Here is a 23320-nt window from a genome sequence, read left to right as displayed (position 1 = left end):
GAGGGTGTGGGAGAGTAGGTCACCGCCGGAACATCATTACACGGTCGAGAGCCCCAACCACACAGGTCGGGGCTCTCCCGCATTTAACCCCCCAAACACCCGCAGGCGGGGCACCGCCGGGCCGCGGGTAGAGTTGTTGACCATGGATAACCTCTTCAGCCACGCCGCCTCAGAAGCCGCCGAGACGCCGGAGCCGGCACCAGCCGACAGCCTGGATCCCATTGTCTACACCGTCACCGTGCTGGGGGCAGTCGCCCGCGCTTTCGTTGGCTTTACCGAACACACTCACCTCTGGTGGCCGCTCGAAGAGCACGGGGTCTTTGGTACCGACTCCTATGTGGAATTCGAAGAGAATCTGATCATGGAGACCGCGGACGACGGCAGAACAGCCATCTGGGGGTCCATTGACGACTGGCAGCCGCCGTTGTCCTTCCATGCCAGCTGGCACCCCGGAACGTCCGCCGTCTGGTCAACGGAACTACGAGTCGCCTTCCGGGCCGTGGAGGGCGGCACGGAGCTTCGCCTCGTCCACAGCGGATGGGAAGGCGCCGAGGACCCCGCGGCAACCCGGGCCGACTACGCCGCCGGCTGGCCGGCTGTGCTGGACCGCTTCGTACGGTTCATGGGTACCGGCGGCTGAACCTGCCGACTACCAGTGAACCGCCATCGTGTCCACGGGCGGAACGGCCGTCCAGGAATGGGGATAACGCATCGGGGATCGGACCCTGCAGGCCAGATCGGCGCTGGCCGCACGCCACTGGGCAGATCAGGGCCGAAGGGGAGACCCGAGGCGTCCTGATCTGCACCCAGGGTCCCGCGGCCGTTGTCTGGGTGCTGCCCGGCTCGCAGCTGCCCGGTTCCCCGACACCGGAAGCCGCGCGACAACAGTCGCCGCAATCCACGGCGCCGAAAGCCGCGGCATAGACTGAAGGCCGGATTCGACGAACTGGAGACTGCATGAGCATCATTGACGATCTCACCTCTGCCCTGGGCCCGGCGAAGATCGCCGTGGATGCCCCGACGCTGTCTGTCTATGCCGTGGACCAGGCGCCGGTGCTGGACTACCAGGTGCCGCAGGCCGTTGTCTGGGCTGAATCCGTCGAGGACGTCCAGGCCGCCGTCCGCGCCTGCGCCGCCCACGCGGTCCCGCTGGTGGCCCGAGGCGCCGGGACCGGCGTCTCGGGTGGTGCCCACGCGAGCAGGGACTGCATCGTGCTGAGCCTGGAACGGATGAACCGCATCCTGGACCTGAACCCGGACGACGAGACGGCCGTCGTCGAACCCGGGGTCATCAACGCCGACCTCAACGCCGCCGCCGCCGTCCACGGACTCATGTATGCCCCCGACCCGGCGAGCTACAAGCTCTCCACCATCGGCGGCAACGTCGCCACGAACGCCGGCGGCCTGCGGTGCGCCAAGTACGGGGTGACCCGCGACTCGGTGCTGGCCCTCGACGTCGTGCTGGCGGACGGCTCGCTCATCCACACCGGCCACCAGACGTTCAAAGGCGTCGCCGGCTACGACCTCACCGGCCTGTTCGTCGGCTCCGAGGGAACACTCGGGATCGTCGTCGGGATCACCGTCCGGCTGAAATACCTCCCGCAGGACGTGCACACGATCGCCGCCTTCTACCCGGACTTCCGCAGTGCCGCGGCGGGCGTTCTCGCCGTCGGCAAGGCGCGGGTGCAGCCGGCCATCATGGAGCTCCTGGACAGCGGCACGCTGGCCCAGCTTGACCAGATCCACGGCTCGGACCTGGCCTCCAGGGGACAGTCCCTGCTGCTGATCCAGACCGACGGCTTCGGCGCCGCGGCAGAGGCGGCGGCGATCCGCCCCGTGCTCGTGGCCGGCGGCGCGGTCGTAACCATGGAAGCCAGCGCGGAGGCGGAGCAGCTGGTGGAACTGCGTCGCAACAGCCGGGGAGTGGAAGTCGACGACGAATACCGCGTCGGCGAGGACGTCGCGGTTCCCCGCTCCCGACTGGTCGACTACGTGGAAGCCCTCGAGACCATGGCGGCAACCCACCAGGTCAAGCTCAAGGTGGTGGCGCACGCCGGTGACGGCAACCTGCACCCGACGTTCTGGGTGGAGCGGGTGGACAAGAGCGTCGCCGTTGAAGCCATGGAGCGCCTCGGCGCCGCCCTGGATGAATCCATCACGGTGGCCCTGGCCATCGGCGGCACGATCACCGGTGAGCACGGGATCGGCCAGTACAAGCTGCGCTGGCTCGGGCTCGAACAAAAGGAACCGGTGCGCGAACTGCAGCGCCGGATCAAGGAACTCTTCGACCCGGTCGGCATCCTGAATCCCGGCAAGGCGATCTAGCGCGGCTGTGCCACAACCCGGAGCGCCGGTGACTCCGGGAGCCTAATCGTCGGCGTCCGGGTATTCGTCGATGGACTCGTCGGCGCCGTAGCGGGATTCCTCGGTCTCCACCTCGAGGATCTTGAGCAACTCCGTGTCCGGGTTCAGCATGATGGCGGCCTCGTCGCGGCGGTGGCGCAGTTCGGAGTCGATGTAGGACTGCACGGCTTCGGCCAGCGGGATGTGGCGGTTCTCCTTTTCGGACATGTACCAGCGGTGCTCCAGGATCTCGTGCACCGCCTCCGCCGGTTCCAGCTTTCCCGACAGGTCACGGGGGATGGAACGGACGATCGGCTCAAAGATCTGGCTGACCCACAGGTGGGCACTGTATTCCTCGTCCATTCCGGGGTTGTTGTCCGCCCGGAAGGTATCCATGTCGTTCAGGAGCCGGCGTGCCTGGTTCTCCTGCGCGTCCAGGCCGGTCAGGCGCAGCAGCCGGCGCTGGTGGTGCCCGGCGTCGACGACCTTGGGCTGAAGCTGGATGGTGGAGCCGTTCTGCGTCGTCTTGATCGCGTATTCCTCGACGTCGAACCCCAGGTCGTTGAGCTTCCGGATGCGGGCGGCCACCCGCCAGCGTTCACCGATCTCAAACGATTCCTTCTCGGTCAGTTCGGTCCAGAGCCGCCGGTAGCTGTCCATGATGAGCTCGCTGGTGGCCACAGGATCGACCTTTTCCTCGATCAGGCCGCCGTCGAGCAGGTCCATCAGCTCTCCGGCGATGTTGACGCGGGCGATCTCCAGATCGTATTCGCGCTGACCCGTGGAGAGGTCCGGATACAGTTCGCCCGTCTCCGCATCCACGAGGTAGGCCGCGAACGCGCCGGCGTCGCGGCGGAACAGCGTGTTGGACAGGGAGACGTCGCCCCAGTAGAACCCGATCAGGTGCAGGCGGACCAGCAGCAGGGCCTGGGCGTCGATCAGGCGGGTCAGGGTGTCCTTGCGCAGCATCTGCGAGAAGAGGGCGCGGTAGGGCATAGAGAACTTCAGGTGCCGGGTGACCAGCACGGGATTCAGCGGCCGCCCGTCAGGGGTGGTTCGCCCCGTGATGACGGCGACCGGTTCGACGCAGGGCACGTCCAGGCGGGCTAGTTTGCGGAGCATGTGGTACTCGTGGCGGGCCACATGTTCCGAGGTTTCCTTGATGGCGATGACGGAGCCGCCTAGGTGGGCGAAGCGTACGATGTGGCGGGAGATGCCGCGGGGGAGCGCGGCGAGGTGTTCGGCCGGCCAGTCCTCCAGGGCGATATGCCACGGCAGGTCCAGGAGCTCCGGCTCAGTGGCGGCGGCGGTGATACTCAGAGAGCTTGAGGCCACGCCTTTGCTGTCGTTGGCGCTGGCGGCTTCGAACCGGGGCAGTTTGCCGATCTGACCGTAGTCGGTGGGTTCGTCGTGCCACTGGGCACTGTTTTCCTCGATCATGGGGTTTTCCTCGGTCATGAACCAATTCTTCCGTACGAAGGGCGGGGGCCCTAACGAATGCGTGCGGCCGGGCAGTTAAAGCCCGACGGCGGCCCTCCAGTGGGGAGGACCGCCGTCGGATGCATCATGCGGGAGGCTGGGCCCACGCCGGCAGGGTTCCCTGGCCGAAGCGAAGCGAGGCTAGGGTGCCGGTGGGTGGGGACTAGTCGCCCAGGCGCAGGCCCGTCTGGGTGTCGAACAGGTGGACGTGGCCCGACTGCGGGCGGACCCAGATGGACTCGCCCTTCATCGGGGGACGGCGCCCGTCGACGCGGGCCACGATGTCGTGGCTCTGGCCGTCCAGCGTGGTGTGGCCGTAGACGTAGGCGTCGGCGCCGAGCTCTTCGACGACATCGACCTCGACCTGGAGGCCTTCACCCTGGGGTGCCGTCTCGAGGTCTTCCGGGCGGGACCCGAGCGTGACGGTCTTGCCGTGAGCACCTTCGAGGATATCGTGCGGTACCGGGTACACGGTGCCGCCGAATTGCACGCCGCCGTCGACGACGGGGAGCTCGAGCAGGTTCATCGCGGGGGAGCCGATGAAGCCAGCCACGAAAACATTTTTCGGCTTGTCGTAGAGGTTGCGCGGGGTGTCGACCTGCATCAGCAGGCCGTCTTTCAGCACGGCGACGCGGTCGCCCATGGTCATCGCCTCAACCTGGTCGTGGGTCACGTAGACCGTGGTGACGCCCAGCCGGCGGGTCAGTGACGCAATCTGCGTGCGCGTCTGGACACGGAGCTTCGCGTCAAGGTTGGACAGCGGCTCATCCATGAGGAACACCTGCGGGTTACGCACGATCGCGCGGCCCATGGCAACACGCTGGCGCTGGCCGCCGGAGAGTGCCTTCGGCTTGCGGTCCAGGTACGGCTCAAGGTCCAGGAGCTTGGCGGCTTCACGGACACGCTCTGCGCGTTCTTCCTTGCTGACACCGGCAATCTTCAGAGCGAAGCCCATGTTGTCCGCGACCGTCATGTGCGGGTAGAGGGCGTAGTTCTGGAAAACCATGGCGATGTCGCGGTCCTTGGGGGGAACGTCCGTGACGTCGCGGTCGCCAATCAGGATGCGGCCGGAGTTGACGTCCTCGAGACCTGCAAGCATTCGCAGGGAGGTCGACTTTCCGCAGCCGGACGGTCCAACGAGGACCAGAAACTCGCCGTCGGCGATTTCAATGTTGAGCCTGTCAACAGCGGGCTTATCCGTGCCCGGGTACACACGTGTTGCGTTGTCAAAAGTAACTGTAGCCACAGTTATCAATCCCTTCACCGGCAGGTACGTGCCGGACGATCCGTAGTGAATGGTCTTATTATTCGATTGTTTATTCAGTTGTCGCACTAGATCGTGCGCATACTCCCCGGCCGAGGCCGAGGAGTATCCAATGACGCCGCACGGTAATTGTGCGCCACATCACAACCAGAGTATGTCAGATTTTTCCGGAATGGTGCGAAATGTTACGGATGTCACAGGTGATTCGGGCTACACGCTAGGCGGCGCGGGGATCAGCAGTCCGGCCGCCGCGGCCATCGAGAGCGCGGCCCGGAGGTGGTTGGCCGGAATCCAGGATCGTTGGAAGCTGTGCCACTGCCGGTCCGGCTGCCCACTGCCACTGCCTTGCTGGGCGAGGCGATTGTTGAGGGGAACGTTGACCAGCATGGTCGACGCCCACCCCGCCAGATAGGCCGCCGCCCCGGCGACTCTGAGCGGCGAGGGGTTGGTTGGGTCGGTGGCCGCGGCGACGGCGACGGCCCCGCAGGCGGCGGCGGTGCCAAAGAACAAAATCATGAACGGGGGACGGACGGCCTGCTGGTTGATCGAAACCATCGTCGCGACCGCATCCGCTGCCGGCCGGCGGCGGAGGGCGGGCATCACCACGGTGGAGAAGGCGAAGTAGAAGCCGCCGGCCGCAACCGAGCCGGTGCCGGCGATTACCGGCAGCCACCCGTTCACCGGAGATCCGAACTGAGGAGGTCCGAGCTGACAGGAGCAAGCGCTGGGTTCAGGGTCATTACCCCAGCCTGCCGCTCTTTGGCTGGACGTTGAATGTCCAGGGATCGCCGAAACATATGGCATCGTCTAATATCGGCAGGGTGGATCCCCTGTCGCAGTTCCTCACCGGTCCCCGCGCGCAGGCCGCGTTTACCCTGCGTGTGGTAATGGACCCGCCGTTCGCCATTGATGTTCAGGACGGCGCCGCCCTTACCGTGATCGTCGCAGTCCGCGGACTTGCCTGGATCTGCGCCGAGGGAAGTGCCCCGCAGTCCCTGAAGCCCGGACAGGCAGCCACAGTCCGCGGCCCTGCCCCTTACCTGGTCGCGGATACACCGGGCCGGGCGCCGACCGTGGTGATCGACGCCGGCCAGTCCTGCCGCACGCCATCCGGGGACCATCTCGAGCTCACGTTGTCCCAGGGTGTGCGGACCTGGGGCAACAGCCCCCATGGGGACACGGTCCTGCTGATCGGCAGCTACCAGACCTCGGCTGCGGCCGGCCAGTTGGCAACCTCGGCCCTGCCAGCCCTGGCGGTCTTCACTGACAAGGAGGTCGATCCGGTCCTGTTGGGACTGCTCGAGGGCGAGCTCGCCCGCCCGGGGCTGGGGCAGGAGAGTGCCCTGGACCGAATTCTGGATTTGCTGATGCTGCATCTGGTGCGGGTCAGTGTGCGCCGCGCCGAGTACGAGGTCCCAAGCTGGGCGGCCGGCACCCGCGACCCCATAGTGGCCCGGGCCTTGCAGCTCCTGCACGAGGAACCGGCCGCGGCCTGGACCGTAGCGGAACTGGCGCGACAGGCGCACGTCTCCCGGGCCACCATGGCGGCCCGCTTCCACGCCGTCGTCGGGCAGCCACCCATGACCTACCTCACCGCGTGGCGCCTGGCGCTGGCCGCGGACAGGCTGGCGGCCAGCAACGCGACCACCGCCGTGATCGCCGAGGAGGTCGGCTACAGCAACGCCTTCACCTTCAGCGCTGCCTTCACCCGGGTTTACGGCACCAGCCCGACCGGCTACCGGCGGTCCCCGCACCGCTCGAGTCGTCCCACGGACCGGACGTTGACTCCACCCACGCTGGCTGCGGAAGCTACGATCCCCAGCTGAGTGTGTCGGGGCCCGTCCGGGCGCTCCTCACAGGCCCAGCGCGCGCTTCCGCTCCCGCAGCAGGGCTTCCAGCAGTTCGGAAACGTGTGCCGGGGCTTCGATCCGGAACTGCGCCTGGGTGAAGTCCAGCCCGACCTTTACGCCGAGGTCTCCGGGGAGCAGGCTGGCCAGGGCGTCCTCGTCGGTGGTGTCATCGCCCGCGAAGACGGTGGCAGTGGCACCGGTTGCCTGGCGCAGGAACGTGACACCTTCCCCCTTCGAGGCGTGGACCACGGACGCCTCCAGCACGCGGTTGCCACTCTTCAGGAAGACACCCGGGCGGTCCTGCAGTACGGCGCGGGCTGCTGCGACGGCGTCCGCGGCGACATCGTCCGCGGCAAGCCGCGTGTGGAGCACGACGCCGGCGGGCTTGTCCTCCAGGAGCGTACCCGGGGCCTCCTCCACCATGCCCTCGAGCTCGCGCCTTACTTCCGCGAGCAATTTCCGGCGGTCATCGTCGAGTTCAAGTGTCGCCGATCCCGGTCCCATCCAGACTTCGGCACCATGGCTGCCGATCAGCAGGGTCTTTTCCGGGGGGAAAGCGACTGCCCGCAGGCTGTCCAAGGCGCGGCCGGAGATGAGGGCCGTCGTCGTCCGCGGAAGTTCCGTGAGGGCAGCGAAGGCCGCTGCCGAGCGGGGCAGTGCGCGGGCGTCCCCCGCGTGGTCCACCAGTGGTGCCATGGTGCCGTCAAAGTCCATCGCGACCAGCAGGTGCTCAGTTGCCGCGATGCGGCGCAGTGCGTCCAGCAGTTCCGGGGAGAGCGACAGCGGCGCCTGTTGCGGCAAGTGCTCAGGAGTCATCGCGGACAACCTTTTCTTCCAGCGCGGTCAGAAAATCGGAGGACCACCGGTCGACGTCGTGGTCCAGGATCTGTTTGCGCATCGCGCGCATGCGCCGGGCGGCCTCTGCCGGCTGCATGTTAACGGCTTTCATGATGGTGTCCTTGAGTCCGTCAATGTCGTGCGGATTCATCAGCAGGGCCTGCTTGAGCTGGTCCGCGGCACCGGCGAACTCACTCAGCACGAGGGCGCCGTCGTTGTTTGTACGGGCCGTGACGTATTCCTTGGCCACGAGGTTCATGCCGTCACGCAGGGCGGTGACAAGCATGACGTCCGCGGCCAGGTACAGCGCCACCATCTCCTCGACCGGGTAGTTGTGGTTCAGGTAGCGGACCGCGGTGTTTTGCAAGGTGTCATAAGTGCCATTGATGTGGCCGACGGTTCCCTCGACTTCTTCGCGCAGCAGGCGGTAGTGCTCCACCCGCTCCCGGCTGGGACTGGCGACCTGGATCAGTGCGGCATCCTCCACCGTCACTTTGCCGTCGGCAAGGAGTTCCTCATAGGCCTTGAGCCGGTGCGGGATCCCTTTGGTGTAATCGAGGCGGTCGACGCCGAGCAGGACCGTCTTGGGGTTGCCGAGATCCTGCCGGATCTGGCGGGCACGCTCGATGATTTCCGGGTTACGCGCCAGGTCGCTGATCTGCTGGACATCGATCGAGATCGGGAACGCCTGGGCGCGGGCGATATGCGTCGGCTCGCCGTCCGTGCCCTTGACGTGAACCTGCTGCTGTTTGACGCTGGCGCCGAGGAAGCGGCGCGCGGAGCGCATGAAGTTGCCGGCGTCGCTGGTGCGCTGGAACCCGACAAGGTCGGCGCCGAGCAGCCCGTCGATGATGGCGCGGCGCCACGGCAGCTGCGCGAAGATCTCAGGAGGCGGGAAGGGGATGTGGTTAAAGAACCCGATCTTCAGGTCCGGACGTGCCTCGCGCAGCATCTTAGGGACCAGTTGGAGCTGGTAGTCCTGCACCCAGACCGTGGCGCGGGGATTGGCATGGCGGATGACCGCGTCCGCGAACCGGCGGTTTACCTTGCGGTAGGAGTCCCACCAGGTCCGGTGGAACTCGGGCGGGGCGATCACGTCGTGGTAGAGCGGCCACAGGGTGGAGTTGGAGAAGCCCTCATAGAAGAATTCGATGTCGTTGGTGCTCAGCTGGACCGGAACCAGATCGATGCCGCCGTGGCTGAACGGCTGGACCTGCTCATCCGGTGCGCCGTGCCAGCCCACCCATGCACCGTCGGTCTTCGTCATCATCGGCGCCAGAGCCGTGACCAGGCCGCCGGGGGAGCGGCGCCAGCCGCCCTCGCAGCCCGGCTCGTCCGGGGAGCAGCGGTCGACCGGCAAGCGGTTGGACACCACCATGAAGTCATAAAGCGAGTCGTGATCCGTGTCGCTGGTGCCTCGCGCGGCGGTGCGCTCGGTTCCTGGATCCGATTCGGCGTGTGTGGTGGCCTGCATTGGTGCTCCCTGGGGTTCGCTCGTGGCTCCTATCCACCCTAGCCGGGCGGAAACTTCAGTGCTATTCATCCCGCCGGACGGCAGCAGCGAAGGTTGAAAGCGCAAGTTCCCAGCTTTCTCGCCTAAAATGATGAATTGCCACCCAGTGGAGACCACCGGCCGATCGACCCGAGGAACTAATGAGCCCCGCCAACGAACCACGCCAGTCCAAATCAGAGCGAACTGCCGCGGCCCGCGAGAAAGCCCGCGAAATCCGCGAAGCGCAGCTGAAGAAGGACAAACGTAACAAGCTGCTCATCGGCTGGGGGATCGTCGCCGCCGTCGTCGCCATCATTGTGGTCGTGGCGCTTGTCGTAACCGCGAACATCCAGAAAAGCGCCCCGGTCGCGGATGAGGGCCCCACCCCGGCGAACGGCAACGTTTACGGCGGCGTCGCCCTGCTGGCCAACTCCGAGGTCGCAAAGACCGAGCCGGCAACCGTCAAGGTCGCCGACATTCCCGCTCCGGCAGCCACCCCGCCTGCAGAGGTGACCGCGCCCGGCGCCGAAGCTGAAGCGGGCAAGCCGGTCAAGGTGGTCCTGTACATCGACTTCATCTGCCCTGTGTGCAAGAACTTTGAGACCCAGTACAACGAGACCCTGACGAACCTCCGCAACGAAGGCAAAATCTCGGTGGAGTACCGCCCGCTGGGCTTCCTGGACACCCGTTCGACCACGAACTACTCCTCCCGCGCCGCCAACGCGGCGGCCTGTGTGGTGAACGAATCGCCGGAGAAGTACGCCGACTTTGTCAATGCGCTGTTCGAGAAGCAGCCAGCTGAGGGTGGCGCCGGCATCTCGGATGCGGACCTGAAGAAGATGGCCACCGACGTCGGGGCCAAGAGCATCGAAACGTGCGTCGACGAGAAGACCTACCGCCCGTGGGTGAAGTACACCACCCAGCAGGCTGCCTCCATCGGCGTCACCGGTACGCCGACGGTGTTCGTTGAGGGCGTGCAGTGGGGCAAGGGCGCGAGCGCCCAGACCCCGTTTGAGGAGTTCCTCCAGACAGCTATCGACGCCAAGCAGTAGACGGGCGAATCCGCCAGCAAGCCCGCAGGCCCGGTTCCGGTTTCCGGAGCCGGGCCTGTTTTTATCAGCGGGCCTCCGTGGGCTAACCTTATCTAGCGCCGTGGCGCCGGCTCCTTCGTTGCGGTCCGGCTCCTGCCGGTGCGCAGGAATGCCTCCTTAGCTCAGTTGGCCAGAGCACCGCTCTTGTAAAGCGGGGGTCGTCGGTTCGAATCCGACAGGGGGCCCCACAGAGGTCCTGACCTACGGTTTATTTCCGGAGGTCAGGGCCGTTTGCACTTTCGACCGAACCATCGCTGACTGGAAACACTCACGCGGGTAGCCAGAGCACCTCCGTTCAGGGCAGGCCCAGGGGGAGACAGGCCATAGTGCCCTTACCGGTCCGTTTGAACCGCGATAAGGATGGAGATACCGCGGCGGTGCGTGTCTTCGATGATGCGGTTGAAGCCGGGGTAGGCGGCCCGGGCGCGGCGTTGATGCGCGCCAGGGCCGCCGCTGCGGCGCCAATCGACCCGATTAAGCTGCCATCCGGGAATCCGGCCGTGTGATTCCCGCGTGCGGCCGGAGCCCGAAGGAAAAGTGGATTCCGGACGTGCCCGTGATCGACTGAAAGCGTGCCACTGGCCGGCCCCCGCCGCGGGCTTGGGAGCTGAGACCGGACGCCGGATCCGAGGGACGTTAGGCCCTAGACCGCCAAAACCGCACAGCGGAGTCTTGGCCTATGACTGCAACCAATCCGGAAAAAACGCCGGACATCAAGTCCACCCAACTCCACGAACAGCCCACCGCGGTGCTCCGCGAAACTGTTCCCATGAACGAGTTGCGCGAGTTTTTCAGCCGTGCCTACAAGTCGGTGATGAGCGCGACCCAACAACAGCACGTCCAGCTCGCCGGCCCACCATTCGCGTTGTATCGCGGGATGCCCACCGATGTCGTCGACGTCGAGGCGGGCTTTCCAGTCGCGGCACCCTTTTCCGGCGGCGGCGGCGACGGCGACAGCGGCGTGATCTCGGGATCCCTGCCTGCCGGCCAGGCCCTCGAAGCGATGCATGTTGGCCCCTACGAGACGCTCCCCGAGACGTACGGGGCGATCATGGGCAAGATGCAGGCCGAAGGCCTGACGCCGGGGAACGCGATGTGGGAGTACTACCTCAGTGACCCGGCCGCGGAGCCTGACCCGGCAAAGTGGAAGACGCTCGTCGTCTGGCCGGTGGCCTGAGCGGGCACACCAACCTCCCCGGCCACCCGCCGTCGAACGTTTTTAGCAGCCCCTCGCTGCCGTCTGTTCGTCCCGTTTGCGGGGCCGTGCGACGCAATCTGTCGGATTCGCCACACTATTGCTCGACTGCGTGCATAATGTCCTAAACTGCTTCACTGAGGTGCCTGAAATGGTGCTGCGCAGCAACGAAAGTGAACCCCCAAATGGCTACCGATTACGACGCACCACGCAAGGCTGAGGAAGAGTCTCCGGCTGAGTCGCTCGAGGCACTCCAGGCGTCCCGCAGCGGCGGCGCCCAGACTGCCGTTATCGACGTCGATGAGAACGATACGGCTGAAGGCATCGATCTTCCCGGGGCCGATCTGTCCGGCGAAGAACTGACTGTCACTGTTGTTCCCGAGCAGTCTGACGAATTCACGTGCTCCTCCTGCTTCCTGGTCCGGCACCGGTCACAGGTGGCCATGGAAAAGAACGGCCTGAAGTACTGCCGCGACTGCGAAGGCTAGGGGACCTTCGACCGCGCACCACCACTTCAGCACAAGCCAGCCGGACGGCCAGGCACCCAAAGCGCCGGAACCCGACAGGGACCGGCGCTTCGCCGTTCCCCGGATTCGCCGTTTCCCCGGCGCCTGCCGGCGCCTGCGGGCGGCGGGCGGACGACGGCGGCGCAACCGTCCTGTGGCCGAGCCGCGGCGCAGCTTACGGTTTGGGTGCCGATCCTGCCAGCCCCTCGATTCGCACGGTCATCGGCTCTATTCTGGAGCTATCTCATCGCGTGAGGGGGCGGCCCAAATGAAGAAGTTCCGGGTGTGGCTGATAGCTGTCCTGTTGGCTGTCGGGTCGGGGCTGGTGGCGCCTGGTCCCGCGTCAGCTGCGCCCTACTGCGGGCTGGTATGGGGGTCGCTGGCCAAGGCGGAACCTGCGCTGAGCCAGGCCAAGGTAACGAATGTCCGCACGGGGCAGCACTACTGTTTCGACCGGATGGTCCTTGACCTCAACGGGCCCGTCGGCGGCTACACCGTCCGCTACGTTCCGCAGGTAACCCAGGACGGATCGGGGTTCCCGGTCGGGCTGCGGGGACAGGCGTTCCTCCAGGTCACGGCCCACGCTCCGGCCTATGACGACAATGGCAACGCCACCTACACCCCGGCGAACCAGAGCGAACTGAGCAATGTCAGCGGCTTCCAGACGTTCCGGCAGGTAGCGTGGGCCGGCAGCTTCGAAGGATACTCCAGCCTCGGACTCGGGGTGCGGGCCCGGCTTCCGTTCCGTGTTTTCAGCCTGGCTGGCCCGGACGCGGGTTCGCGGCTCGTGATCGACGTCGCGCATTTCTGGTGATTTCCGGCGGTCCGGGCAGTTGCCGGCCCGGCGCTAAGCCAACTTAGTAAGCTAACTGAGAAATTTTCCCGGGACCATCGCAGTCCTGCCGCGCCCTGCGGTAGCGTCGGAAGAACCGGATCTAGAGATATCGGACGCCCAGCATCGTGCGCAACGGTATCGACCTACTCAGGAGGACGCATGAAAGCTTCACCGACCCTCACGACGAACCTGCAGGCAGTGCTCGTGGACCTGATTGAGCTCCACGTTCAGGGCAAGCAGGCGCACTGGAACATCGTCGGGACCAACTTCCGGGATCTTCACCTGCAGCTGGACGAGATTATCGAGGCTGCCCGCGAGTTCGCCGACGACCTGGCCGAGCGCATGCGGGCCCTCCACGCCCTTCCGGACGGCCGCAGCGCAACCGTGGCCAAGTCCACCGCGCTCGCCCAGTTCCCGGCCGGCCTGATCAACACCAAGGACGCCATCGAGCGCATCGTCGCGGCCCTTGAGGCCGCCGTCGGAACCATGCGCAAAGTCCACGACGAAGTAGACGAAGAAGACCCCACGACGGCGGACCTGCTGCACGCGTTCATCGCCAAGTTCGAGCAGTACGCCTGGATGGTCAACGCGGAGACCATGCGCGCCAATACCAGTGTCACGACGGCGGACAGCAAGTAGCGTCCGCCAACGGATTTGAGCGCCCGGCCCCGGTACCCCGGCGCCGGGCGCTTGGCATTTAACGGGCGCGGCATTTAATGCGGCATTTAAGCAGACGGCGGGTGCCGCCCCGCGCCTGCCTCAACCAGTTCCGCAGCGAGATCGCTGCGTACTCAGCTCGCGGTCGGAACCTTCCGGAGGACGACGGCGGCGAGGACTGACGCCCCGGCCATGAGCACCAGCGCGATGGTGGCCGTGATGTGGACGCCGGAATCGAAGGCTGTGCGGGCGGCCGCCATCACGGCCTCTGCCAGCGGCCCGGGCAGCGCCTGCGCCAGCTCCACGGCCCCGGCGAGCGTCTCGCCTGCCTGGGCGGACGCTTCCGCGGGGGCAGCTCCGGCTGCGCCGGCAGGAAGGCGCAGATTGCCCTGATAGGAAGCCGTGAGGATGGACCCGAGGATGGCGGTGCCCAGCAGGGAGCCGATTTCGTAGCCGGTTTCCGAAATGGCTGCGGCCGCCCCGGACTTCTCCGCCGGGGCTGCGCCGAGGATCAGGTCGTTGGAGATGGTTTCGGCGGCGCCGACGCCAAGGCATAGCACCAGCAGTGCCGCCAGCAGCAACGCCGGGCCGTTGCCGTGGTCCCCGAAGGCCACCAGGAAGTAGCCCGCGGCGCTGAGGAGCAGCCCGCCGGCCACCACGAAACCGGGGCGGACCTTCTTCACCAGGGGTACCACCAGCAGGCCGGCCAGGACGGTGGCGATGAGGGCGGGGATCATGGCCACGCCGGATTCCGACGGGGACTGTCCCTCGATCAACTGCAGGTGCTGGGCCAGGAACAGGATGAAGCCGTTGAACGAGAACAATGCCAGCACGTTCGCGATGATGGCAGTGCTGAAGACACGATTGCCGAACAGGCCGATATCCAGCAGCGGTGCGGCGCGGTTCCCGGTCCCGTCGTCGGTGAGGAGGGACCGCTGGCGCCGGATGAAGACGTACCCCATCAGCAGGCCAAAGACCATGGCGGCCAGCGGCTCCAGGGCGAGCCCGTCGGTGGCCAGCACTTTGATGCCGTAGACCACCGGCACCATGACCAGCAGGGACAGGATGATGCTGGGTATGTCCACCCGGCCCGGGTTCGGGTCACGGGACTCCGGGATCAACGCCGGACCCAGAGCCAGCAACGGAAGGATGATGGGGACGGCCACGAGCAGGATGGCGCCCCACCAGAACTGCTCCACGAGCCAGCCGCCGAAGATGGGGCCCAGCGCGGCACCGCCGGAGAAACCGGCGGCCCAGATGGCCACGGCCAGCCGCCGCCGGTTAGGCTCCGGGAAGATGTTGCGGATCAGGGACAGCGTGGAAGGCATCAGCATGGCGCCGAAGAATCCCAGCCCGGCGCGGCCGGCGATCAGCCATTCGGCACTCGGTGCGAAGGCTGTGACAGCGGAGACAAAGGCGAAGCCCGTGCTGCCGATGAAGAGCAGCCGGCGCCGGCCGATCCTGTCGCCGAGGCTGCCCATCGCTACGAGCAGCCCGGCGAGTACCAGCGGATAGGCGTCCACGATCCACAGCAGCTCCACCCCGGAGGCGTCGAGGCTGCGCGCGATGGCCGGCAGCGCAAAGGTCAGGGCGGTGTTGTCGACCGCCACGAGCAGCACCGGAAACATCAGCAGCGCCAGGGCCAGCCAGTCGCGCCAGGGGGCACGCGGCGTCGGGTGCGACGGGGCGCCCGCGGCATGGAGGCGCGGGGTGCCCGCGGCGGAGCTGCCGAGGGTGCCGGTGCTGCTGCGGGTGAAGGAAGTCTCGCTCATGATCTTAACTATACCGTCTGGACGGTACAGTTAAGAAGCGGCCTGTAAAACCCCCAGCCCCGCCGCGGGGCATGATTGGAACCATGGCTAGAAAACCCGTCGCCCGCGAAGCCGTCCTTGACGCCTTCGAATCCCTGCTGATCGAGGAGGGCGAACGCGCCGCGACCCTTGATGCGGTGGCGAAGCTGGCCGGCGTCTCCAAGGGCGGGCTGCTGTACCACTTCCCGAACAAGGAAGCGATGATCTCGGTCCTTCTGGAACGGCTGGACCGGCTGCTCGCCGACGACCTCGCCGCCATGGCCGCCGCCGCGGAAGGCGCGGCCGCGTACTTCATCACGTCCTCGGTGTGGGCGGACACCCCGCTGGACCGGGCTTTCGTCGCTGCCACCCGGCTGGCGGAGGTGGCCCACCAGGAAACCCTGCGCCGGATGGCCGCCGCGCAGGCGGGCTGGCTGGAACTGCTGGCGGCCGACGTCGGGCCAGCCATGGCCAAGCCCGTCCTCTATATGGGTGACGGGCTGTACTTCAACGCCATGCTGGCGCGCGGCCCGGGCGGACCGCTGCCGGCGGTCGGTCCCGACGTCGAAAGCCTGCTCGCCGCACTCGGGCGGCTCCGCGGCTGACGCCCGGCTGGACGCCGGCCGGCTCACTGGCCGGGACCGGCTCGGCCGGCGCCGAGATCGCCGGAGACCTGCGAACTCGCAGGGTAGGGCGGTATATATCAAGCTGTCACCAACAGCTTGATATATACCGAAGTTTACGGCGACCCCGCAGCTGTCCCGCCAATTCGCGCCGGTGGCGGGACCCGCGCTTAACTCTCGCCGGGGCGGGGTCACTAGTTTGCGGACGCGGGCCGGACATAGGACAATGAGTGCTGTGACTGTTGTCACGCCAACTTAATATGCCTTTGATCTGCGGCGGGAGAGTTCTGCAAGTAGGTACAAGCAGGCGCCGTAGGAGCAAATCCTCCCCAGGAATCTCTCAGGCCCACGTACCGCCGCGGCAAGGCAACTCTGGAAAGTAGCAGGCTGTCCTCGGACATGCTGTGCTCACCGACGGTGCAAGCGGAGCCATGCGAGAGCAAGGCAGCGCGGAAACTCTCAGGTCCAATACAGAGTGGGGAGGAACCCGAATCAATGTGGCGCACCCTGCGCCGCCTTAGTTATGGAGTTCCTTGTGACTGTTACCTCAGCCTCCACGTCTTTCGTTGACCGGCACATCGGTGCCCGCCGACAGGCCGACGTCGACGCCATGTTGAAGGCTGTCGGCTACGACACCGTCGACGCGCTCGTTGACACGGCAGTACCGAAGAACATCCGGCAGGATTCCCCGCTGCAGCTCACCGAGGCCCTCAGCGAGGTCGAGGTCCTGGCCGCACTCCGCAAGCTCGCCGCCAAGAACCAGACCGCGGTCCAGATGATCGGGCAGGGCTACTACGACACGCTCACCCCGCCGGTGATCCGCCGCAACATCCTCGAGGCCCCGGCCTGGTACACCGCGTACACGCCGTACCAGCCGGAGATTTCCCAGGGCCGGCTCGAGGCGCTGCTGAACTTCCAGACCATGGTCCAGGACCTCGTTGGCCTGCCGATCGCGAACGCCTCGCTGCTGGACGAAGCCACCGCCGTCGCCGAAGCCGTGCTGATGATGCGCCGGGCCAACAAGAACAAGGCGGCGCACGACGGCAAGACCGTCCTCGACGCCGACGTTCTGCCGCAGACCATCGCGATCGTCAAGGGCCGCGCCGAGGCCCTCGGCTTCGAAGTCGAGGTCGCGGACCTGTCCCAGGGCCTGCCCGACGGCGACATCAACGGCATCGTCCTGCAGCAGCCGGGCGTCTCCGGCCGCGTCTGGGACCAGTCCGGCGTGATCGCCGCCGCCAAGGACCGCGGCGCACTCGTCACCGTGGCCGCGGACCTGCTGGCGCTGACCCTGATCACCCCTCCGGGCGAGCAGGGCGCCGACATCGCCGTCGGCTCCACCCAGCGCATGGGCGTTCCGCTGTTCTTCGGCGGCCCGCACGCCGCCTACATGGCCGTCCAGAAGGGCCTGGAACGATCCATGCCCGGCCGCCTTGTCGGCGTCTCCAAGGACAACGCCGGTGTCCCGGCGTACCGCCTCGCTCTGCAGACCCGCGAGCAGCACATCCGCCGCGAAAAGGCCACGTCCAACATCTGCACGGCGCAGGCCCTGCTGGCCATCGTGTCCTCCTTCTACGCTGTCTACCACGGCCCGGACGGACTGAAGGCCATCGCCGAGACCGCCAGCGGCCATGCCCAGACCATCGCCGCCTCGCTGAAGGCTGCGGGTCGGGACGTCCTGCACACCAGCTTCTTCGACACCGTCACCGTCTCGGTCCCGGGCAAGGCCGCGGAGATCATCGCCGCTGCCGAGGCGCGCGGCATCAACCTGCGCACCATCGACGCGGACACCGTCGGCATCTCCACGGATGAAGCCACGACGGCGGCCATCGTCGCCGACGTCGTCGCCGCGTTCGGCGCCAGCGTGACCGCCGCAGGCACGGACTCTGCGTTTGCGCTGGACGCCGCCGTCGAGCGCACCTCCGATTACCTGCAGCACCCGGTGTTCAACACGCACCGTTCCGAGACCCAGCTGCTGCGGTACATCCGCCGTCTCTCCGACCGGGACCTGTCCCTGGACCGGACCATGATCCCGCTGGGATCGTGCACCATGAAGCTGAACGCGACCGCGGAAATGGAAGCCATCTCCTGGCCGGAATTCGCGTCCATCCACCCGTTCGCCCCCGAGTCGCAGACCGCGGGCTGGCGTGAACTGATCGGGGACCTCGAAGCCCAGCTGACCGAGATCACCGGCTACGACCAGGTTTCCATCCAGCCCAACGCAGGCTCCCAGGGCGAGCTCGCCGGCCTGCTCGCGATCCGCGGCTACCACCACTCCCGCGGCGACGTCCAGCGCACCGTCTGCCTGATCCCGGCCTCCGCGCACGGCACCAACGCCGCATCGGCGGTGCTGGCCGGCATGAAGGTTGTTGTGGTGGCCACCGCCGCCGACGGCACGATCGACCACGCCGACCTGCAGGCCAAGATCGACCTGCACAAGGACGCCCTCTCGGCGATCATGATCACCTACCCGTCCACCCACGGCGTGTACGACGCCGACGTCCGCGAAGTGTGTGACTCCGTGCACGCCGCCGGCGGCCAGGTCTACGTCGACGGCGCGAACCTCAACGCCCTCGTGGGGCTGGCCCAGCCGGGCCAGTTCGGCGGCGATGTCTCGCACCTGAACCTGCACAAGACCTTCTGCATCCCGCACGGCGGCGGCGGACCCGGCGTGGGCCCGGTCGCTGCCAAGGCCCACCTGGCGCCCTTCATGCCGGGCAACGCTGCCGATCCCGCCAACGGTGAAAGCGGCACCCCGATTTCCGCGTCGCGCTACGGCTCGGCCGGTGTGCTGCCGATCTCCTGGGCCTACGTGAAGCTCATGGGCGGCCAGGGACTGACCGAAGCGACGAAGTCCGCGCTGCTCGCGGCGAACTACATCGCGTCCCGCCTGGACGAGTTCTTCCCGGTCCTCTACACCGGCGAAGGCGGACTCGTCGCGCACGAATGCATCCTGGACCTGCGCGAACTCACGGCCCGGACCGGCGTGACCGCCGAGGACGTCGCGAAACGCCTGATCGACTACGGCTTCCACGCCCCCACCCTCGCGTTCCCGGTGGCCGGGACCCTGATGGTCGAGCCCACCGAGTCCGAGGACCTCGTGGAGATCGACCGCTTCATCACCGCGATGATCACCATCCGCGCCGAGATCGAGCAGGTCGCCAGCGGTGACTTCACGCTCGAGCAGAGCCCGCTGCGCAACGCCCCGCACACCGCGGCCGCCGTTGTGGATTCCGGCTGGGCACGGGAGTACCCGCGCGAACAGGCCGTCTTCCCGCTCCACCACCTCAAGCAGGACAAGTACTTCCCGCCGGTTGGCCGGATCGACGGCGCCGCCGGGGACCGTAACCTGATCTGCTCCTGCCCGCCCCTCGAAGCCTTCGAGGACCACTCCGACGACGCCGCGAACTAAGGGACTGACAACGATGACTGAGAACTACACGGCCCTTTACGAAGAGCACAAGAAACTCGGCGCCTCCTTCACGGACTTCGGCGGCTGGCAGATGCCGCTCAAGTACAGCTCCGAACTCGCCGAGCACCACGCCGTCCGCACCTCCGCGGGCCTCTACGACCTGTCCCACATGGGCGAAGTGTGGGTCACCGGGCCCGAAGCAGCCGCCTTCCTGGACTACGCCCTGGTCGGCAAGATCTCCGCCATGGCGGTCGGGAAGGCCAAGTACTCACTAATCTGCAACGAGGATGGCGGCATCATCGATGACCTCATCACCTACCGCCGCGGCGACCAGAAATTCCTCGTGGTCCCCAACGCGGGCAACGCCAAGGTGGTGGCCGCTGCCCTGGCCGATCGGGCTGGTTCCGGAAAAGACGGCGGATTCGACGTCACCGTCCAGGATGCCTCCGCCGAGACCTCGCTGATCGCAGTGCAGGGGCCCAAGGCGCAGGAGATCCTCTTGCGCCTTGTTCCGGCGGCGCAGCACGAGCTCGTCACCGGACTGAAGTACTACGCCGCCGTCGACGTCCCGTTTATGGTCGGCGGCGGTAGCCAGGAGCTGCTGCTGGCCCGCACCGGCTACACCGGTGAGGACGGCTTCGAGATCTTCGTCGCCAACGACGCCGCCGCAGCGCTCTGGCAGGCGCTCGTCGCCATCGCCGAAGACGGCGAGCTCACCCCCGCCGGGCTCGCGTCCCGCGATTCGCTCCGGCTCGAGGCAGGCATGCCGCTCTACGGCAACGAACTCTCCCTCGACGGCGATCCCTACGCCGCAGGACTGGGCCCGATCGTGGCGCTCTCCAAGGAAGGCGACTTCGTCGGCAAGGCAGCCCTCGCCGCCAAGAAGGAAGCCGGCGCAGGCTCCACCACGGGCCGCAAGCTCGTCGGCCTCAAGGGCCTGGGCCGGCGGGCCGCCCGCGGCCACTACCCGGTCCTGAAAGACGGAAACGTCGTCGGTGAAGTGACCTCCGGCCAGCCCTCACCCACACTGGGCTACCCGGTCGCGATGGCCTACGTCGACATCGCGTTCACCGAACCCGGCACCACCCTGGACGCCGACCTCCGCGGCAAGGCCGAGCCCTTCGAAGTGGTCGCACTGCCTTTCTACAAGCGCGTCAAGTAGCCGTACCAGTCCCTCACCGTTTGCCGGTGGCCTCAGCGGTCCCCGGCTCCGGGGCCGGCGGGCCCCAGTTTTTCACGCGTGCTCGCTCGTACCTCGCTTAGACGCACGCTTTCGAAAACCGCGGCCCGCCAGCCCCCGTGAACAGTCACCTTCCTGGGAACTGGGATCCCACAATAGATTTAGTCCAACGACCAATCCAAGACTTAGGAAAATCACATGGCAAAAGTTGCCCCTGAACTGAAATACTCCGCAGAGCACGAATGGGTTGCGCAGGACGCCGGGAACGACGTGTCCATTGGCATCTCGGCCGTCGCCACGGACGCACTCGGTGACATTGTGTACGTGGACCTGCCCGAGGTCGGCGCGGCGGTGACCGCGGGTGAGACCTGCGGTGAGGTGGAGTCGACGAAGTCCGTTTCCGACCTGTATGCCCCGGTCACCGGCGAGGTCACCGAGATCAACCCGGCTGTCGTGGATGATCCGGCGCTGATCAACAGTGACCCGTACGGTGCCGGCTGGCTGTTCAAGGTCGCGGTCACCTCGGAAGGTCCGCTGATGTCGGCCGAGGAGTACGCGGCAGCCAACGGCGGCGAACTGTGAGCGGGGCCGCAAGCGCAGCGGGAGGCGCAGCCACAAACACCCTCGCGTTCGAGCAGGTCCTCTCCGCATCCCTGGACGCGGAGTTGTCCGCCCTGGATCCGGAGATCGCGGCGCGCATCGACGCCGAACTGGGCCGTCAGCGCGACGGGCTGGAGATGATCGCCTCGGAGAACCACACCGCCAAGGCCGTGATGCAGGCCCAGGGTTCGGTACTGACGAACAAGTACGCCGAGGGCTACCCTGGCAAGCGCTACTACGGCGGCTGCGAGCACGTCGACGTGATCGAACAGCTGGCCATCGACCGGGTCAAGGCCCTGTTCGGCGCCGAGTACGCGAATGTCCAGCCGCACTCCGGTGCGCAGGCCAACGCCTCGGTGATGCACGCCCTGATCCGTCCCGGCGACACGATCATGGGACTGAACCTGGCCCACGGCGGGCACCTCACGCACGGGATGAAGATCAACTTCTCCGGCCGGCTCTACAACGTCATCCCGTACCAGGTGCGCGAGGACGACCACCGGATCGACATGGCTGAGGTGGAACGGCTGGCGCATGAGCACCGCCCCAAGCTGATCGTGGCCGGCTGGTCCGCGTATGCCCGGCAGCTGGACTTCGCGGAGTTCCGCCGGATCGCCGACGCCGTGGGTGCGTACCTGATGGTGGACATGGCGCACTTCGCCGGACTCGTCGCCGCCGGGCTCCACCCCTCGCCGGTGCCGCATGCCCACGTCACCACCTCCACCACGCACAAGACCCTCGCCGGTCCGCGCGGCGGGATCATCCTGAGCAACGACGCCGACATCGCCAAGAAGATCAACTCCGCGGTGTTCCCCGGCCAGCAGGGCGGCCCGCTCGAGCACGTGATCGCCGGCAAGGCCGTGGCATTCAAGATCGCCGCGTCCCCGGAGTTCAAGGAACGCCAGGAACGGGTCCTCGCCGGGGCCCGGATCCTCGCCGAGCGCCTGGTCCAGCCGGACGTCACCGCAAAGGGGATCAACGTGATCTCCGGCGGCACCGACGTGCACCTGGTCCTGGTGGACCTGCGCAACTGCGAACTCAACGGCCAGGAAGCCGAGGACCGCCTCGCGGAAATCGACATCACGGTCAACCGCAATGCAGTGCCGTTCGACCCGCGCCCGCCGATGGTCACCTCCGGGTTGAGGATCGGCACGCCCGCCCTGGCCACCCGCGGCTTCGGCGAAGCGGCGTTCACCGAGGTCGCGGACATCATCGCTGAGGCGCTGACCGCCGACGCCGGTGCGGACCTCTCCGGTCTGCGCTCCCGGGTGGAGGCCCTCGCCGCCGCCCACCCGCTCTACCCCTCGGTTGATAACCTCGCGTAGAGCCCGTATTACAGGTAGTAGATGCAGTACAGATCACGACGCCGGGCCGCCGCCACAAGCTGCCGCCCGGCGCCGTGGATCAGGCCGCGCGGCCGCCAACCGGCAGCTGCGACGCCTTCCGGCAGGACCATCTGCCGGCCCACAGTTAGACCTAGTTAGGAACCGACAATGGCCGTTGGAGTCTTTGACCTTTTTTCCATCGGGATTGGGCCGTCCAGTTCGCACACTGTCGGTCCGATGCGGGCCGCGGCGGTGTTCGCTGAGGAGCTGAAGGCTTCCGGTGTGCTGGACCGGGTGGCGGGACTGCGCGTGGATCTGTACGGGTCGCTGGCCGCGACCGGGCACGGGCACGGCACGATGACGGCGATCCTGCTGGGCCTGGAAGGCTTCCACCCGGAGCTGATCCTGCCGGCGGAGGTGGAGCAACGCCTCGCGGCGATCGCGGAGACCGGGACCCTGCAGCTCGCCGGCGCCGGATCCGGAGACGGGGAGGGCACCGGGGTGCCGCTGCGATACGGGGTGCAGGACATGGTGCTGCGTCCGCTGACGATCCTGCCGCGGCACACCAACGGGATGACGTTCACGGTCTCCGACGCCGCCGGTGCGGTGCTGCACAGTGCGACGTTCTTCTCCGTGGGCGGCGGGTTCATCGTCCGCGAGGGCGAGGAGGACGCGGCGCTGAAGGAACTCGATGAGTCCAAGAAGGAGCTGCCGCTGCCGTTCCGGACCGCGGCGGAGCTGCTGGGCCGCTGCCAGGCCAAGGGCCTCTCGATCGGGGAGATCATGTTCATCAACGAACGCGCCTCCCGCACCGAAGCCCAGATCCGGGAGGGGCTGCTGC

Annotated in this window: 21 protein-coding genes, 1 tRNA gene and 2 riboswitches; of the genes, 15 read left to right on the top strand and 7 right to left on the bottom strand. The window is 66.9% G+C overall.

Going from position 1 to position 23320, the window contains the following annotated elements:
* Nucleotides 1–142 precede the first annotated feature (142 nt).
* Both AC50X9_RS20100 and AC50X9_RS20095 read left to right on the top strand, forming a co-directional pair.
* A complete protein-coding gene (locus AC50X9_RS20100) occupies nucleotides 143–640 on the top strand; it encodes an SRPBCC domain-containing protein (RefSeq protein ID WP_494896609.1) in 498 nt (165 codons plus the stop codon).
* Between the two features lie 317 nt (nucleotides 641–957).
* A complete protein-coding gene (locus tag AC50X9_RS20095; protein WP_494896607.1) occupies nucleotides 958–2325 on the top strand; it encodes an FAD-binding oxidoreductase in 1368 nt (455 codons plus the stop codon).
* Nucleotides 2326–2367: 42 nt separating this feature from the next.
* Here AC50X9_RS20095 and AC50X9_RS20090 read toward each other — a convergent pair whose 3' ends face one another.
* The 3 genes from AC50X9_RS20090 to AC50X9_RS20080 all read right to left on the bottom strand — a co-directional run bounded on the left by AC50X9_RS20090 (nucleotide 2368) and on the right by AC50X9_RS20080 (nucleotide 5767).
* Complete coding sequence (locus AC50X9_RS20090) at nucleotides 2368–3783, bottom strand: DUF4032 domain-containing protein (RefSeq protein WP_494896613.1); 1416 nt, start codon at nucleotides 3781–3783, stop codon at nucleotides 2368–2370.
* Nucleotides 3784–3985: 202 nt separating this feature from the next.
* On the bottom strand, nucleotides 3986–5068 hold the full coding sequence (locus AC50X9_RS20085; RefSeq protein ID WP_494896605.1) for an ABC transporter ATP-binding protein: 1083 nt from the start codon (nucleotides 5066–5068) through the stop codon (nucleotides 3986–3988).
* Nucleotides 5069–5296: 228 nt separating this feature from the next.
* Nucleotides 5297–5767, bottom strand: coding sequence for an anthrone oxygenase family protein (locus AC50X9_RS20080; protein ID WP_494896603.1), 471 nt, complete (start codon nucleotides 5765–5767; stop codon nucleotides 5297–5299).
* 116 nt (nucleotides 5768–5883) lie between these two features.
* On the opposite strand from AC50X9_RS20080, the gene AC50X9_RS20075 reads away from it, so the two are divergent.
* Nucleotides 5884–6912, top strand: a complete 1029-nt coding sequence (locus AC50X9_RS20075; protein WP_494896601.1) for an AraC family transcriptional regulator — start codon at nucleotides 5884–5886, stop codon at nucleotides 6910–6912.
* Between the two features lie 27 nt (nucleotides 6913–6939).
* Here AC50X9_RS20075 and otsB read toward each other — a convergent pair whose 3' ends face one another.
* Both otsB and AC50X9_RS20065 read right to left on the bottom strand, forming a co-directional pair.
* Nucleotides 6940–7752: a trehalose-phosphatase gene (gene otsB, locus AC50X9_RS20070; RefSeq protein ID WP_494896599.1), complete on the bottom strand. Its 813-nt coding sequence runs from the start codon at nucleotides 7750–7752 to the stop codon at nucleotides 6940–6942.
* A complete protein-coding gene (locus AC50X9_RS20065) occupies nucleotides 7742–9151 on the bottom strand; it encodes an alpha,alpha-trehalose-phosphate synthase (UDP-forming) (protein ID WP_494896611.1) in 1410 nt (469 codons plus the stop codon). Before AC50X9_RS20065 ends, otsB begins: the two co-directional genes overlap by 11 nt.
* A gap of 275 nt (nucleotides 9152–9426) precedes the next feature.
* On the opposite strand from AC50X9_RS20065, the gene AC50X9_RS20060 reads away from it, so the two are divergent.
* The 6 genes from AC50X9_RS20060 (at nucleotide 9427) to AC50X9_RS20035 (ending at nucleotide 13531) form a co-directional block, all read left to right on the top strand.
* On the top strand, nucleotides 9427–10317 hold the full coding sequence (locus tag AC50X9_RS20060) for a DsbA family protein (protein ID WP_494896597.1): 891 nt from the start codon (nucleotides 9427–9429) through the stop codon (nucleotides 10315–10317).
* Between the two features lie 150 nt (nucleotides 10318–10467).
* Nucleotides 10468–10544 (top strand) — tRNA-Thr (locus tag AC50X9_RS20055).
* A 491-nt stretch (nucleotides 10545–11035) separates the two neighbouring features.
* Nucleotides 11036–11533, top strand: a complete 498-nt coding sequence (locus AC50X9_RS20050) for a GyrI-like domain-containing protein (RefSeq protein ID WP_494896595.1) — start codon at nucleotides 11036–11038, stop codon at nucleotides 11531–11533.
* 203 nt (nucleotides 11534–11736) lie between these two features.
* Nucleotides 11737–12039, top strand: a complete 303-nt coding sequence (locus tag AC50X9_RS20045) for a DUF4193 domain-containing protein (RefSeq protein ID WP_494896593.1) — start codon at nucleotides 11737–11739, stop codon at nucleotides 12037–12039.
* A 286-nt stretch (nucleotides 12040–12325) separates the two neighbouring features.
* Complete coding sequence (locus AC50X9_RS20040) at nucleotides 12326–12871, top strand: AMIN-like domain-containing (lipo)protein (RefSeq protein WP_494896591.1); 546 nt, start codon at nucleotides 12326–12328, stop codon at nucleotides 12869–12871.
* Nucleotides 12872–13051: 180 nt separating this feature from the next.
* Nucleotides 13052–13531, top strand: coding sequence for a Dps family protein (locus AC50X9_RS20035; RefSeq protein ID WP_494896589.1), 480 nt, complete (start codon nucleotides 13052–13054; stop codon nucleotides 13529–13531).
* Between the two features lie 152 nt (nucleotides 13532–13683).
* Here the strand turns inward: AC50X9_RS20035 and AC50X9_RS20030 are convergent, their stop codons facing one another.
* Entirely contained in the window at nucleotides 13684–15321 is a 1638-nt protein-coding gene (locus AC50X9_RS20030) for an MFS transporter (RefSeq protein ID WP_494896587.1), read from the bottom strand.
* A gap of 83 nt (nucleotides 15322–15404) precedes the next feature.
* Between AC50X9_RS20030 and AC50X9_RS20025 the strand changes: the two genes are divergently transcribed.
* The 5 genes from AC50X9_RS20025 (at nucleotide 15405) to glyA (ending at nucleotide 22479) form a co-directional block, all read left to right on the top strand.
* Nucleotides 15405–15944: a TetR/AcrR family transcriptional regulator gene (locus AC50X9_RS20025; protein WP_494896585.1), complete on the top strand. Its 540-nt coding sequence runs from the start codon at nucleotides 15405–15407 to the stop codon at nucleotides 15942–15944.
* A 285-nt stretch (nucleotides 15945–16229) separates the two neighbouring features.
* Nucleotides 16230–16328, top strand: a riboswitch (glycine riboswitch).
* Nucleotide 16329: 1 nt separating this feature from the next.
* Nucleotides 16330–16446: riboswitch (glycine riboswitch) on the top strand.
* Between the two features lie 39 nt (nucleotides 16447–16485).
* On the top strand, nucleotides 16486–19374 hold the full coding sequence (gene gcvP, locus AC50X9_RS20020) for an aminomethyl-transferring glycine dehydrogenase (protein ID WP_494896583.1): 2889 nt from the start codon (nucleotides 16486–16488) through the stop codon (nucleotides 19372–19374).
* Between the two features lie 13 nt (nucleotides 19375–19387).
* Complete coding sequence (gene gcvT / locus AC50X9_RS20015) at nucleotides 19388–20536, top strand: glycine cleavage system aminomethyltransferase GcvT (protein WP_494896580.1); 1149 nt, start codon at nucleotides 19388–19390, stop codon at nucleotides 20534–20536.
* 216 nt (nucleotides 20537–20752) lie between these two features.
* Nucleotides 20753–21136: a glycine cleavage system protein GcvH gene (gene gcvH / locus AC50X9_RS20010; protein WP_494896575.1), complete on the top strand. Its 384-nt coding sequence runs from the start codon at nucleotides 20753–20755 to the stop codon at nucleotides 21134–21136.
* A complete protein-coding gene (gene glyA / locus AC50X9_RS20005; RefSeq protein ID WP_494896573.1) occupies nucleotides 21133–22479 on the top strand; it encodes a serine hydroxymethyltransferase in 1347 nt (448 codons plus the stop codon). Before gcvH ends, glyA begins: the two co-directional genes overlap by 4 nt.
* Nucleotides 22480–22487: 8 nt before the next feature.
* Here the strand turns inward: glyA and AC50X9_RS20000 are convergent, their stop codons facing one another.
* Nucleotides 22488–22622 (bottom strand): hypothetical protein, encoded by a 135-nt coding sequence (locus AC50X9_RS20000; protein WP_494896570.1) that lies wholly within the window; start codon nucleotides 22620–22622, stop codon nucleotides 22488–22490.
* A gap of 25 nt (nucleotides 22623–22647) precedes the next feature.
* Between AC50X9_RS20000 and AC50X9_RS19995 the strand changes: the two genes are divergently transcribed.
* On the top strand, nucleotides 22648–23320 hold a 673-nt coding region (locus tag AC50X9_RS19995; protein ID WP_494896568.1), incomplete at its 3' end, for a serine dehydratase beta chain.

It is taken from the genome of Pseudarthrobacter sp. HLT1-3 (genome assembly GCF_059383535.1).
This window is presented reverse-complemented; position numbering and strand designations above follow the sequence as displayed.